Origin of the sequence: Gilliamella intestini, assembly GCF_900094935.1 — a bacterium.
GTDB classification, from domain to species: domain Bacteria; phylum Pseudomonadota; class Gammaproteobacteria; order Enterobacterales; family Orbaceae; genus Gilliamella; species Gilliamella intestini.
The window spans coordinates 8,077-21,091 of sequence record NZ_FMBA01000012.1; the positions used below are offsets into that span (position 1 = coordinate 8,077).

General features: G+C 32.8%; 9 protein-coding genes, 1 other RNA gene and 1 pseudogene. 3 read left to right on the plus strand and 8 right to left on the minus strand.

Going from position 1 to position 13,015, the window contains the following annotated elements:
* The 7 genes and pseudogenes from GA0061080_RS12395 to pcnB all read right to left on the minus strand — a co-directional run.
* Positions 1-128, minus strand: a pseudogene (locus tag GA0061080_RS12395) (IS5/IS1182 family transposase); the annotation flags it as partial.
* Between the two features lie 349 nt (positions 129-477).
* The gene (gene sppA / locus GA0061080_RS04655) at positions 478-2,313 is read right to left on the minus strand and encodes a signal peptide peptidase SppA (protein WP_091121862.1); all 1,836 of its coding nucleotides are present in this window, start codon (positions 2,311-2,313) and stop codon (positions 478-480) included.
* Positions 2,314-2,337: 24 nt separating this feature from the next.
* Positions 2,338-3,159, minus strand: a complete 822-nt coding sequence (apaH, locus tag GA0061080_RS04660) for a bis(5'-nucleosyl)-tetraphosphatase (symmetrical) ApaH (protein WP_091121865.1) — start codon at positions 3,157-3,159, stop codon at positions 2,338-2,340.
* Between the two features lie 4 nt (positions 3,160-3,163).
* The gene (gene rsmA, locus GA0061080_RS04665; RefSeq protein ID WP_091121869.1) at positions 3,164-3,961 is read right to left on the minus strand and encodes a 16S rRNA (adenine(1518)-N(6)/adenine(1519)-N(6))-dimethyltransferase RsmA; all 798 of its coding nucleotides are present in this window, start codon (positions 3,959-3,961) and stop codon (positions 3,164-3,166) included.
* Positions 3,954-5,267, minus strand: a complete 1,314-nt coding sequence (surA, locus tag GA0061080_RS04670) for a peptidylprolyl isomerase SurA (protein WP_091121873.1) — start codon at positions 5,265-5,267, stop codon at positions 3,954-3,956. The genes rsmA and surA overlap by 8 nt, the downstream gene beginning before the upstream one ends.
* A gap of 79 nt (positions 5,268-5,346) precedes the next feature.
* A complete protein-coding gene (gene lptD / locus GA0061080_RS04675) occupies positions 5,347-7,713 on the minus strand; it encodes an LPS assembly protein LptD (RefSeq protein ID WP_091121877.1) in 2,367 nt (788 codons plus the stop codon).
* A 75-nt stretch (positions 7,714-7,788) separates the two neighbouring features.
* Entirely contained in the window at positions 7,789-9,123 is a 1,335-nt protein-coding gene (pcnB, locus tag GA0061080_RS04680; RefSeq protein WP_439330219.1) for a polynucleotide adenylyltransferase PcnB, read from the minus strand.
* Positions 9,124-9,553: 430 nt separating this feature from the next.
* On the opposite strand from pcnB, the gene oxyR reads away from it, so the two are divergent.
* The 3 genes from oxyR (at position 9,554) to ssrA (ending at position 12,005) form a co-directional block, all read left to right on the plus strand.
* Entirely contained in the window at positions 9,554-10,480 is a 927-nt protein-coding gene (gene oxyR / locus GA0061080_RS04685) for a DNA-binding transcriptional regulator OxyR (RefSeq protein ID WP_065635672.1), read from the plus strand.
* 39 nt (positions 10,481-10,519) lie between these two features.
* Complete coding sequence (gene fabR / locus GA0061080_RS04690) at positions 10,520-11,161, plus strand: HTH-type transcriptional repressor FabR (RefSeq protein WP_065635671.1); 642 nt, start codon at positions 10,520-10,522, stop codon at positions 11,159-11,161.
* A gap of 479 nt (positions 11,162-11,640) precedes the next feature.
* Positions 11,641-12,005, plus strand: a transfer-messenger RNA (tmRNA) gene (gene ssrA / locus GA0061080_RS04695).
* A 427-nt stretch (positions 12,006-12,432) separates the two neighbouring features.
* On the opposite strand, the gene GA0061080_RS04700 is transcribed toward ssrA, so the two are convergent.
* Entirely contained in the window at positions 12,433-12,873 is a 441-nt protein-coding gene (locus GA0061080_RS04700; protein WP_091121884.1) for a tail fiber assembly protein, read from the minus strand.
* Between the last annotated feature and the right edge of the window lie 142 nt (positions 12,874-13,015).

Genomic DNA, 13,015 nt, shown 5'->3' on the forward strand with positions numbered 1-13,015 from the left:
GTTCTCATTCGGAAAAGGATCCCTTCAAACGTCATCCGATGCTCGGATTTATTATAAACTCGGCCGGTATTTTTCATTATTTGTAGTAGCTTTTCCCACCGTTTATCTGTTAGCATTGTTCTTGGCATGATGAATCGAATTATGGTTGTTTTTTGCAGAATGATTATAACTCACATCATGCTGTCTAAAAAATAATCACGAAAGCTCAACACGCCCTAATTATAGCTCTTATGCAGTGAGAAAAACTGATAATATTTATCTTGTCAATCGATTGGGAATTAGCCATTATATGGATTTACATAATCGGGTAGTTAATTCCCTCCTCATTATCAATATATTCAAGAAGCGATGGAGTATATGCGTTATTTTTTCCAATCAGGAAAAAAATAGTTTAACAGATAAAAACAATTAATTATAAATTTAAAGTTAGGAATAAATCATTATCTACCACGTATCGTGGTAGATAATGATTGTTTATTAATGCACATCTGCACAATTTAGGCAGTAAATATAGCGATTTTGTGGATCGTGAAACTGATTCCATAAAGAAACATGTTGTTGAAGTTGTTTTGCTTCTGGAAGTTGTTCAAAAAATATTTCTGCTGTTGATTTAGGTAACATGGCTAACATATCTGAATAAAATGCATTAAACCAATTTCCTTGTGGTTTTTGCCAGTCAATTTCATAATCAGTTAAATTAGCTAATGTTGCCGCAGTTTCAATGGCGTCATCAAAATCACCTAGTTTATCAACAAGTCCAATTTTACTTGCTTCTGAACCTAGCCAAACTTGACCTTGTCCAATTTTATCGACTTGTTCTTTTGTCATATTTCTTGCTTGTGCTACTAACGAAATAAACGTTTGGTAACCGTTATCAATGTTCATTTGAATTAATTGACTCATTTCGTCAGGTAGATTTTTTGTTGCGCTATTGCCAGCTAATGGTGAGGTTGTTACGCCATCACTATAAACGCCAATATGAGATAACGAGTTTTCAAAGGTTGGAATAATACCGAAGATACCAATAGAGCCAGTAATTGTATTTGGGCTAGCAATGATATAGTCGGATGCGGTTGATATCCAATATCCACCTGATGCAGCCATTCCTCCCATAGAAACGACAACAGGAATTTCATAACTGCGTAATGCTTCTAGCTCGCTACGAATTGCTTCGGATGCATCAACGCTCCCCCCTGGGCTATTTACTCGCAATACCACTGCTTGAATATTATGTTCGTTTAAATTTTTACGAATATTTCTCAATTGTTCAACAATGTCTTGGCTACCAGCAATGTTACTATTATTTTCACCATTGGTAATAGTACCATTGACGAAAACAACAGCGATAAGAGGTTTTTGTCTGTTGTTCTCACCATCTAATTTTTCATCTTTTTTTGATTTAAGCTGATAATTATATATACTAACCCATTGTTTATTATTTAATTCTTTCTCATATTGGTAATTAGATGCAAGCGCATCGACTAAACCATTGGATATGGCATATTGAGCCATATTGCCATTGGCTGCTTTTAAATTTTCTAACATAACATTTGGTGTCGGAACTAGTTGTGTAGCAACTTTTTTTCGTTGCGTTGATATGTCATTAAGATAATCATTCCACATGAGTGTTAACCAACGTGTCGTATTACTTTTAGCTGCCTCAGACATGTCGTTGCGAATAAAAGGTTCAATGGCTGATTTATAAGTTCCTACTCTAAAAACATGTGTATTAATTTTTAAATTCTCAAGTAAAGATTTATAGTATAGGTTGTTAGCAGCTAGCCCATATACATCAACAGCCCCAAGTGGTGTTAAATATATTTTATTGGCATAACTAGCTAAATAATATTGGCTTTGATTAAAATTAGAGCCAAAAGCATAAATTGGTTTATTTGCTTCGCTAAATTTTTTTAGATATTTGCCAATATATTGTAGCGAACTCATATCTGCACCAGCAAAATTATCTAATTTAAGGACAATTTTTGTAATATTTGGATCTGTTGTTGCTTGGGCTATTTTTTGCGTTAATTCAAATAAACTGTTTTCGCGCGAAGTATTTACTTTTTTGCCATAAATTTTATTTTGTAAGGCATAGATTTCATCACTGTAAAGTGTGTTATCTACAATAGTACCCTCAATATCTAAAATCAATGCACCATATTGTGGAGTAATTTCTTGTTTTTGTGCTTCTTTAATTAATGCAATGCAGCTAAAGATTAAGATAATAATAATTAGGAATATTAAGTTAAGAAATATTTCCCTAATAAAGTTAATCACTTTCCATATTGATTTCATGAAAGATAAAACAGACATAATAATTGATCCTTTCGTAGTAGTTTATCTAATTTTTGCTTCGATATTTTTCTTTCTAAAGTATTTTTTATCTTCAAATCGTAGGCATGTTAGCTTTCCACCCCAGCAACACCCTGTATCAAGTGCATAAATATTTTCGGGAGTACCTTTTCCATTTAATGAAGCCCAATGTCCAAAAGCGATACTATATTCGCTAGGAATTTTGCTCGGTAATAGAAACCAAGGTTTTAGTTTTGAAGGTGCGTGTTCAGGTGATTTTTTATAATAGAAATCTAATCGACCATCTTCATAACAAAAACGCATACGAGTTAATGCATTAGCAATATAACGTAGTCTATCTAAACCTTGTAATCCTGTCTGCCATTCATCTGGAAAATTACCGTACATTTTATCAAGAAATAGGACATAAGAGTCACTAGATAACATAACATTTAAATCATGAGAACATTTTTTTAGTGTTTCAAGATTCCATTGTGGTGAAATGCCCGCATGAGTCATAATGAGTTTTAATGATTCATCAATTTGAGCTAATGGCTGTTTACGTAACCAATTCATCAATTCATCAAAATCTGGTGCACGAATGATTTCTTCAAGATTATCCTTTTTTTGGGCAGGCGTTACATTGGCATAAATTGATAATAAATGTAGGTCATGATTACCTAATACTAATCGAATTTGGTTAGCATTATGTTTAACAAATCTTAGAACTTCTAATGACTTTGGACCTCTAGCAACTAGATCACCTGTTAGCCATAAAATATCCGATGATGAGAATTTTGCTTTTTCAAGTAAACGCATAAATTCATCATAACAACCGTGAATATCACCAATAAGTAAGTTTGCCATCTAGTTAACTCCATGAGTTTGCTAGTTGACAGTATTGTTGCACTGTTAAGTTTTCGGCACGTAAATTAGGATCAATATTTAATTCAGTTAATTGTTCAATAGTAAACAGATTACTTAAACTGTTATGAATAGTTTTACGTCGTTGGTTAAATGCCTCTGTAGTTACTCGAGAAAGCATTTTTATATCATTAACAAGATAAGGTTTTTCTTTATATGGAATTAACTTTACTACCGCAGAATCTACTTTTGGAGCTGGTTTAAATGATGTTGGTGGTACTTCCAATACAGGAATAATCTGACAATAATATTGTGCCATAACACTGAGTCTGCCATAGTTTTTACTATTAGGGGTGGCTACAAGCCGAGTAACTACTTCTTTTTGTAGCATAAAATGCATATCAGTAATAATGTTTTGATGTTCAAATAAATGGAACATCAAAGGTGTTGAGATATTATAGGGTAAATTACCAAATATCCTTAACGGTTTACCTAATTGATCTGACAACTGATGAAAGTTAAAAGTTAGTGCATCTTGCTCAATAACCGTTAATTTATTACTTAAAAGTGGATTTTCAATTAATCTACTAGCTAGATCTCTGTCAATTTCTATAACAGTTAAGTGATCAATATGTTTACTTACAGGTATTGTTAATGCAGCCAGTCCTGGACCAATTTCAACCAGTGCTTGATCTTTTTGGGGTTGTATAGCCGCAACAATACTTTCGATAATATAATCATCATGCAAAAAATTTTGCCCAAATCTTTTACGGGCAAAATGTCCTTGATGTACACGACTATTCATGTTTATCTTCACCTGTAATTTTAATATAAGCGTCACCTTTTATTTCTTGAAGCCATACTTGATATTCTTCGGAGAATTTCCGATTGAAAATAAGCCGATAGGCTTGATCTTTATTCATGGCATTTGTTGCATCTACTTGTCTTGTATCAATTAATTGAATTAAATGCCAACCATAAGACGATTTTATAGGTTGACTAATTTCACCTTTTTTGAGATGAGTTAAAGCTTTTCTAAAACCACTATCATAAACTTCAGGACGATTCCAACCTAAATTTCCCCCTTTTCCTGCCGAACCGGTATCTTCAGAATTTATTTTAGCTGCAGCTTCAAATGTTATTGTGCCATTGATAATTGATTTTCGAATATCAATTAATTTTTGTTTTGCAGTTTTATCTGTTACCAATACATTAGTTTTGATCAAAATATGCCGTGCATCGACTTCTTGAAGTTTAACTATTTTTGGCGCTTCTGAACGAGTATCATCAACTTTCAAAATATGCAAACCTACACCAGAACGGATAGGACCAATGATACTTCCTTTTTCTGCACGTACTAAACGTTCTTCAAAGATAGTAGGTAGTTCATTAAGTTTACGCCATCCCATATTGCCACCTTTTAAAGCAAAATCATCATTTGAATAAGATGTGGCTAATTTAGCAAAACTTTCTCCTTTTTTAGCTCGGTTGATAATATCTTGAGCTTTATTTGTCGCATTATTAATTTGTTGTTTAGATGCTTTTTCTGGAATAGAAATTAAAATATGACTTATTTTTACATCAATATTATTGGTTGGTTGGCGAGCAATATTCTTTGCTAGATTTTCAATTTCTCTGTTTGACACTTTAATTCTTGGCCTTATTTCATGCATTCGAGTTTCTTCAATTAACATGTCATTGTGAATTCTTTCTCGGTAAGAGCTATAGCTAATTCCCATTGTTGATAATCTGCTTCGAAGTTGATCGATAGTCATTCCATTTTCAGCAGCAATTCTACTAATAGCATTTGTTACTTCATTATCACTAACTTTGATTTTAGCTTTAGCGGCTTTTTGTAAAATTAAATTTTCAATAATTAAGCGTTCAATGATTTGTTGTCTAAGTACTTTATCATTAGGTAAATTTTTAGGATCAACACTAGCTTTAATTGTTTTTAACATATCATTAACATCACTTTCTAAAATGACATTGTTATTAACAATTGCCGCAACTTGTTCTACAACTTTTGGTACAGCATTGACAGATAATGGCGTCATAATTCCTAAATTGATGCTTAAGCTTAACGCGATAAAAAGTTTTAATAATTTCATGTTTATTCAACTCATTTTGTTGTTACAATATTGACGGCCTGTAATAAATTTATCAGTAGTCCACATTTATAAAGATATTTTACTCAAATGCTGTTGTATATGGTAACTTACCAAAATTTAGCATTTTAGCTTTAGTGTCTCGATTATTACCTAATCCTTGTAACTCGAAGTTAATAGATAGTTTATTTTCATACTTACTTCTCCGAAAAGTGTTATCCCAATCGGTTAGTTTTTTACCATATTGCGCCGTCATTCCCCAACAACAGTCACTATAATGTAAACCAACGAAACCATCGGTAGTTTGTTCTAATTTAATATCATAATAATATGAGCCAACAGCACTAATTGTTTGTGATAATGGCCAAGCAGCCATAATTCCTGCTTGAGTAATATCTTGCTTATAACCTCTATAAAAAGGGTTTTTATCAACAGTGTCAATATAGTTACGATTGGCGTAGCGATAAGATAATTGCATTAACTTGTCACTCGATGGTCGGTACTCAAATATTGTATTGGCTAATGAAATTGTATCGATTCGAGTATCATATTGGATGCCACTTCGAAATATTATATTATCACTTATACGCCAAAAATTATCAGATGCCCAAGTAATGCTACCAGTATCAGAGTTTTTGTCTAAATCATTATTATGTTCACTTGTTTTTGATTTAGTAAAATAAGTAATTTGTCCAATTGACAAGTTAAATTTTTCAACCTTATTATCATCATAAAACCGAGTTGTTACTCCAGTTGATATTTTATTCGTTGAGGCAATTCTATCTAAACCGCTGTATGGTTGATCTCTAAATAGACCAATATAATCTGATTGTAATATCGTAGAATCATAGTTGCTAATATTAGATTGGTTTCGATATGGAATATAAATGTATTTTACTCGCGGCTCTAAGGTTTGTGTATAACCGTCGATAAAAGGCATATCACGCTCAAAGATCACTTTACCATCGATACTAAATTTAGGCAAAAAACGATTTACGCTTTTATCTAAGTATTTATATTGTTCAATGTCTTTCCGAATATTATCTTGATTATAATGGGTTGCCATAAACCCCGTTTCAGTGGTTAATGATGACCAAGAATTGGTTAAGGTATAATTTAACGTTGGCTCAATGTGAGTTCGCCATGCTTTAGGTCTATTTTCTCCTGATGTTAAAAAATGAGATACTTGAGAGAATGCTCTAAATTTGAACGGCCCCAAATCATTATTATAGTAACTCACGTCAAGTTGTGGTTCGGTCTGGTAAAGGGAGTTTTTTAGTTCTGAATGAAATGGCTGAAAGTGTCGATAACCTAATGCAATATCCCAATACTTGTCGTTATATGCGATTTTATAAAACTGGGTTAAATACCCAGCAGTTTGAAAGGTATATTTAGAGTCTAGGTTTGTGAGATACTGATTGTCACTAACTCGCGTTGTATCAGCATAAAAACGCCAATTATGATTAATTAATTCTTCATTTTTCCAATGGAATAACCAACGATGGCGATTGTCATCATAATTATAACCATTGATATGATTTTTTCTATCTTCACTATATTTACTGTCATGTTGTAGCCACTCAAATGCAAGCGTACCTAAACCTAATTCATTTAAATAGCGAAATTCTGTTTGTAATTGTATACCACGTTTTTCTAAAACTCTGGGCGTAAAGGTTGCATCGTAGTTTGGGGCAATATTCCAATAAATAGGTAGTGAAAAATCTATGCCATCAATACTATCATAGCCTAAATTAGGCATTAATAGCCCTGAACGACGTTTATCGCCGGTTGGCAATTGTAAATAAGGCGAGTATAGAACAGGTATTTTGCCAATACTAAATATGGCATTCCATACTTCTAGCAATTGTTCTTCATTGTCATGAATGACCGTTGTTCCCTTAATGTTCCAAGTATTGTCATTAACAGGGCAAGATGTATAGTTACCATTTTTTAAAATAATATATCGATTCTTTTCAAGTTTCATTTGATCGGCATTACCCCGACCAAGTCTATTAACCAGTTGATATTGACTAGGGCTCATATTTGCATCATTATTATTTAGGTTCATTGATGCATTATCGCCTTTCATTTGTACTAAATTATCTTGATAAGTAATATTTCCTTCTAATGTTACTATTCTGTTATTGTTGTCTTGGGTATCGATCGTTACTTTATCCGCTTGAACAGTGCGGTTACCTTGTTCTATTAATACTTCACCTTTGTATATGGCAATATTGGGATATAATGCTTCTAATTGATTAGCTTCAGCATTTACTGGTAAAGTGTTTGTATCTCCATTGACTAAAGGGCGATCAAACCTTGGAACGTTTATCAGACATTGAGGGTTATTGCTAATAGAATTTTTTGGTAAACCAATAGCATAACTAGGACTGTTATGCAAAGAGAGAGTAATGATTATTGCAATAAGAGAAGGCGCTAATTTTTTCATCAATGATTTAAAAGTTATTATGATTATATTAATTACAACATTATAGCCGTTATTTATAAAAGTGCGAATTAAAAATTAACGTTTTCCCTTGCGTTTATTCATTTTATTTAGCTGTTTTACCATCATTATTCTTTTTTCGATTGAAGTGAATTGAAACTCATCCCACCATTTTGCTAATTCTAAAAGTTCCCCTTTCTCGATTGATGCTCTCATTTCTAAAAGGTCATAAGCAGCTCTAAATTTAGGGTGTTCTAAGATAGCAAACGCGCGTTTACCATGTCGTTTTTTCATACGTAGTTGTAAACGCCAAATATCTCCCATTATGGTGGTTAAGCGTCTAGGTATGGCAATACTTTTACATTGTTCACTTAGCACTTCGTTAATTGCCATCGAGAATGAATCATGGAATGGCAAGTCACTTTCGATACATGTTGCTTGTGTTTGTTCAATTATCGGATACCAAAAAAAGGCTGCAAATAAAAATGCAGGATTAATGCGCTTGTTGCTAGCGATACGATAATCAGTGTTTTTTAAAACTTGCTCAATAATTTTTTCTAAATAACTATTCTGATTTTTGGCAAACAAACGATCAATAATAGGAAATAACTGTTCGAAAAGACAATATTCTCTTAGTAACTTGTAAGTTTTATAACCATTTCCTGTTTGTAATAGTTTTAATGATTCATCAAAAAGCCGAGCTGAGGGGATATTTTTCAGTAATGGCGCAAGATTTTTAATTGGCTCAGCGGTTGCAGGTTCAATTTTCATCTTTAGTTTTACCGCAAAACGAACTGTTCTTAGCATTCTAACAGGATCTTCTCGATAACGCGTTTGTGGATCGCCAATTAATCGGATAATGCCTTTCTGTAAATCTTTTAATCCTCCACAATAATCACGTAATGCAAAGTCTTTTACACTGTAATAAAGAGCATTCATTGTAAAATCCCGACGAACAGCATCTTGTTCTATGGTTCCGTAAACATTATCACGGAGTAACATTCCTGATTGGGAACGTTTAGCTATATTATTTTGTTCATCCTGACTGCTATGATCACCTCGAAAAGTTGCTACTTCAATAATTTCTTTACCAAACATAATATGAGCAAGACGAAATCGTCTTCCTACTATACGACAATTACGGAAAATTTTTTGAATTTGTTCAGGTGTTGCATTTGTTGTAATATCAAAATCCTTTGGTATTTTACCTAAGATGAGATCTCTAATGCAGCCACCAACTAAATAAGCTTCATAACCTTGCTTATTTAATCGATGAAGGACTTTTAATGCATTTGCACTAATATCTTTACGAGATATATTATGTTCATTACGTGGAATAGTCACGTAGCCAACCTTTTTTGGTACTTCATGACGAAAAAACTTTTGATAAAAACGTGAAACTTGTTTAAAAATAGTGCACCCCAAAAAGTGTATTGACTTAATAACATATAGTGTACAATTATATCGTAATTACTAGTAAGTTTCCATTGTTCTTAAAATGTGTTTTTAACTCAATAAAATTATATTTTTCCAAGAGACCTTAAATATTCTATTTGATTTTTTAAACTTAATTATCAACAATAGTCATTAGTATAACAATATTAACAATATCTAATGAACAAATACAAATTTGGTTTGCTCAGATTTTTGTATTTAACTAATTATTTAAAATAAATAAAATTATACTCAGAACTTTTTTACTTACTTATTTGTTTGTTAGCTATAATTTATAATGCATTATAGTTAAGAAATTATGAAGAGCTTTTTAATGTTATTTGTTATAACCTTATAGATAGAAGTTGTTCGAGTATATATCATTAACTAATAACTTATTGGGGACATTATGAATATTCGTGATTTGGAATATTTTGTTTCGTTGGCTGAATTTCGCCATTTTCGTAAAGCTGCAGATGCGTGCAATGTAAGTCAACCAACTCTTAGTGGTCAAATTAGAAAATTAGAAGATGAATTAGGCGTAATGTTATTAGAACGTACTAGCCGCAAAGTGTTATTTACACAAACGGGTATGATGTTGGTTGAGCAAGCGAAAGAAATTTTGCGTAATATTCAAATCCTAAAAGAGATGGCAAGCCGTCAAGGCGAAGAAATGTCAGGGCCTATGCACATAGGGTTGATACCTACTATAGCACCTTATCTTTTACCGCATGTTATTACTGTCTTACATGAGTCTTTTCCTCAATTAGAACTTTATCTGCATGAAGCACAAACTGCTAGCATTGTTGCTCAATTAGAAAGTGGAAAACTTGATTGTGCCATTGTTGCACAAGTTAAAGAAACCGCACAATTTATCGAACTGCCATTATTTGATGAACCTATGTTTCTAGCCGTTCGTGCTGATAATGAGCTTGCTAGTAAAAAGACTGTTAAATTATCAGGTTTAAAAGGTCAAAAATTTTTAATGCTAGAAGATGGTCACTGTTTGCGTGAACATGCAATGGGGTATTGTTTCCAAGTTGGCATTGATGAAGATAAACAGTTCAAAGCAACGAGCCTTGAAACGCTTAGAAGCATGATTTCTGCTGGAAGGGGTATTACTTTATTTCCAGAACTTGCCGCACCTAATGAGCGAGTTCGTGATAATATTTGCTATATCCCATGTACAGATCCAGTACCATCACGCAGTATTATGTTGATTTATCGCCCTGGTTCACCATTACGTTCTCGTTATGAAACAATAGCTAAAACTATTCGTGAGCATATGCCCAAAGTGCTTGCTGAAAAAGAGCAATTGTTAAAATCAACAAATTAATAGTAGATTACATTTAAACGACTAGGATTGAGCTATTAAATGAAAAATATCAAGAACGGTGGCGGTGTTCGAGCTCAACAAAAAGAAAGAACCCGCCGTACTTTAATTGACGCTGCATTTAATCAACTAAATGCTGAGCAAGGTTTTGCTAGTCTAAGTCTGCGAGAAGTAGCGCGTGAAGCGGGTATTGCAGCTACTTCATTTTACCGCCATTTTCGTGATATGGATGAATTAGGTTTAGCGATGGTTGATGAAAGTGGTTTAACACTTCGGCAATTGTTGCGTCAAGCACGTAAGCGTATTGAAAAAGGTGGTAGTGTACTACGGACATCTGTTACTACCTTTATTGAATTTATTGATAAAAATCCAAAAGTATTTTTATTGCTTCTTCGTGAAAAGGCGGGAACCTCTTCGGCATTTCGTTCAGCTATTGCTCGTGAAATTCAACACTTTATTGTCGAACTTGTTGATTATCTCGATAATGCTAACAAAATGCCTCATCGTTATAATGAAGCTCAAGCGGAAGCAATGGTCACTATAGCGTTTAATGCAGGCGCTGAAGCGATTGATTTTGACATAGAACAGCGTCAAGAATTAATTGAAAATCTTATATTTCAACTTCGAATGGTTTCTCGTGGGGCTTATTATTTATATTATAAAGAGCAAATTAAGCAAGAATAATAAAAAAATGATAAAAAGTACTTAAACTGAAAATATAGAAGCTAAAAAAAACCACCCGATAATTCGAGTGGAAGGCAAAAAATGAAAAACTTAATCTTTTAATATAGACAAACTAAATGCATAAAAGTTCAATTCAAATTTAGATAATTTTCATGTATTTTGTCTTATTTTTTCTAATATATTGATTTTATTGTTAATAATTGTTATAAATTTTTTTGTCTATTTGCAAATTAAGTTATAAATATGACTATCAGTTATTAATAATAATCAAAGGTTGTTAAATAATTAATACCTTTGATTTAATTGCAAAAAAAATTATTTTTATACTTAAATGTATAGCTTTCCTGAAAGTTTTTAACAAAACTAAAAATAATAGTAATATAGTGCTATAAAAATTAATCCTAAAATAGGCTAACTTGTATTTAATATTGAATTCACCTATAATGCTGCGATATTGTATTTAATTATCAATCATAATTGGGGCTGATTCTGGATTCGACGGGATTTGCGAAACCCAAGGTGCATGCCGAGGTGCGGTAGGCCTCGTAAATAAACCGCAAAAAAATAGTCGCAAACGACGAAAATTACGCACTAGCAGCTTAATAACCTGTATAGAGCCTTCTCTCCCTAGCCTCTGCTCGTAGGACGGGGATCAAGAGGAGTCAAACCCAAACGAGATCGTGTGGAAGCCTTGCTTGGGGCGAAAGCATTAAACTTAATCAAGCTAGTCTATCAGTAGCGTGTTTGTTCGCAGCGGGTAGATGAAATTCAAAAACAAACTACGCATGTAGTACCGAGGATGTAGAGATTTCGGACGCGGGTTCAACTCCCGCCAGCTCCACCACCTATCAAAATAAAACAACCAATAAAATCAAAGAGTTATAAAATAAAGTCACTGTTTATTTATACATAAAACTGACTCAAAATAGACTATACCAGGACATAAAAATGCACGTGAAATACACGTGCATTTTTTTCCAGAGTGTTTTATGGCTTCATCTCAACAGTTCACATCCAAAAAATTCAACATAAAATAATTTTAAAAATTCACTTTTGCTCATCATGATAACAATAAGCTACACACTACCAATTTACATACGCCCGAAGATTTTGAAATTGAGCTATCGGGCGAATGCTACATTATCAACAACGAAGAAGATCACAATTACGTGTTCTATCAAACACAGAAAACACTATACGATATCGCCGATTTTGTGATGTTAGAAGACGCTGTTGAGTATTGTTGGTTGAAGATTGATAGTGTGTTTTGATTATTCAGGCTTAACTGGAAACACAGCATTAACATCTGACGCATCAACACGAGTAACTAAAATGCGATATTTTTTCCACGCTTTTAACTGCGCTTCTTCGTCGGCTTCTTGCATATCTAAATCAATGATATCTTGAAGTAACGATATTTTTTCATTAGCTTCATTGATTAGCGAGTTTTTTAAATTTTGATTACTTTTGATGAGATGTTCATTTTTTGCATCTTCATCTAAAATCCATTTCTTATTTTTCTTGTTCCATTTATGAAATGATGAAGGTGGCGCATCAGAGTACGTTAAATCGTCAAATATAATGCAGCCTGCGTTTATTGCTAAATACAATTCATTATGTTGTTCAGCTGTGATTTCAATAGAATCAGCTGGTATTTCGTTAATTTCATCTATATAAAATGATTGTGTTGAGTTGTTATAAAAATGTTTCATATTTAAAATCCTACTGCCATGTAAAACATTGATGTATTTGTAATAATCTTTACTTAATCTGACATTTAAGTTATTTTATAACACAAAAAGGAGAGTCAGAAATGAATCAAACCGCCAAAATCATTAAACCTAAATTAGGACT

Coding starts and splice junctions, on each gene's coding strand:
- sppA (WP_091121862.1), bottom strand. CDS start 2,313: ATGTCTGTTTTATCTTTCATGAAATCAATATGGAAAGTGATTAACTTT.
- apaH (WP_091121865.1), bottom strand. CDS start 3,159: ATGGCAAACTTACTTATTGGTGATATTCACGGTTGTTATGATGAATTT.
- rsmA (WP_091121869.1), bottom strand. CDS start 3,961: ATGAATAGTCGTGTACATCAAGGACATTTTGCCCGTAAAAGATTTGGG.
- surA (WP_091121873.1), bottom strand. CDS start 5,267: ATGAAATTATTAAAACTTTTTATCGCGTTAAGCTTAAGCATCAATTTA.
- lptD (WP_091121877.1), bottom strand. CDS start 7,713: ATGAAAAAATTAGCGCCTTCTCTTATTGCAATAATCATTACTCTCTCT.
- oxyR (WP_065635672.1), top strand. CDS start 9,554: ATGAATATTCGTGATTTGGAATATTTTGTTTCGTTGGCTGAATTTCGC.
- fabR (WP_065635671.1), top strand. CDS start 10,520: ATGAAAAATATCAAGAACGGTGGCGGTGTTCGAGCTCAACAAAAAGAA.
- GA0061080_RS04700 (WP_091121884.1), bottom strand. CDS start 12,873: ATGAAACATTTTTATAACAACTCAACACAATCATTTTATATAGATGAA.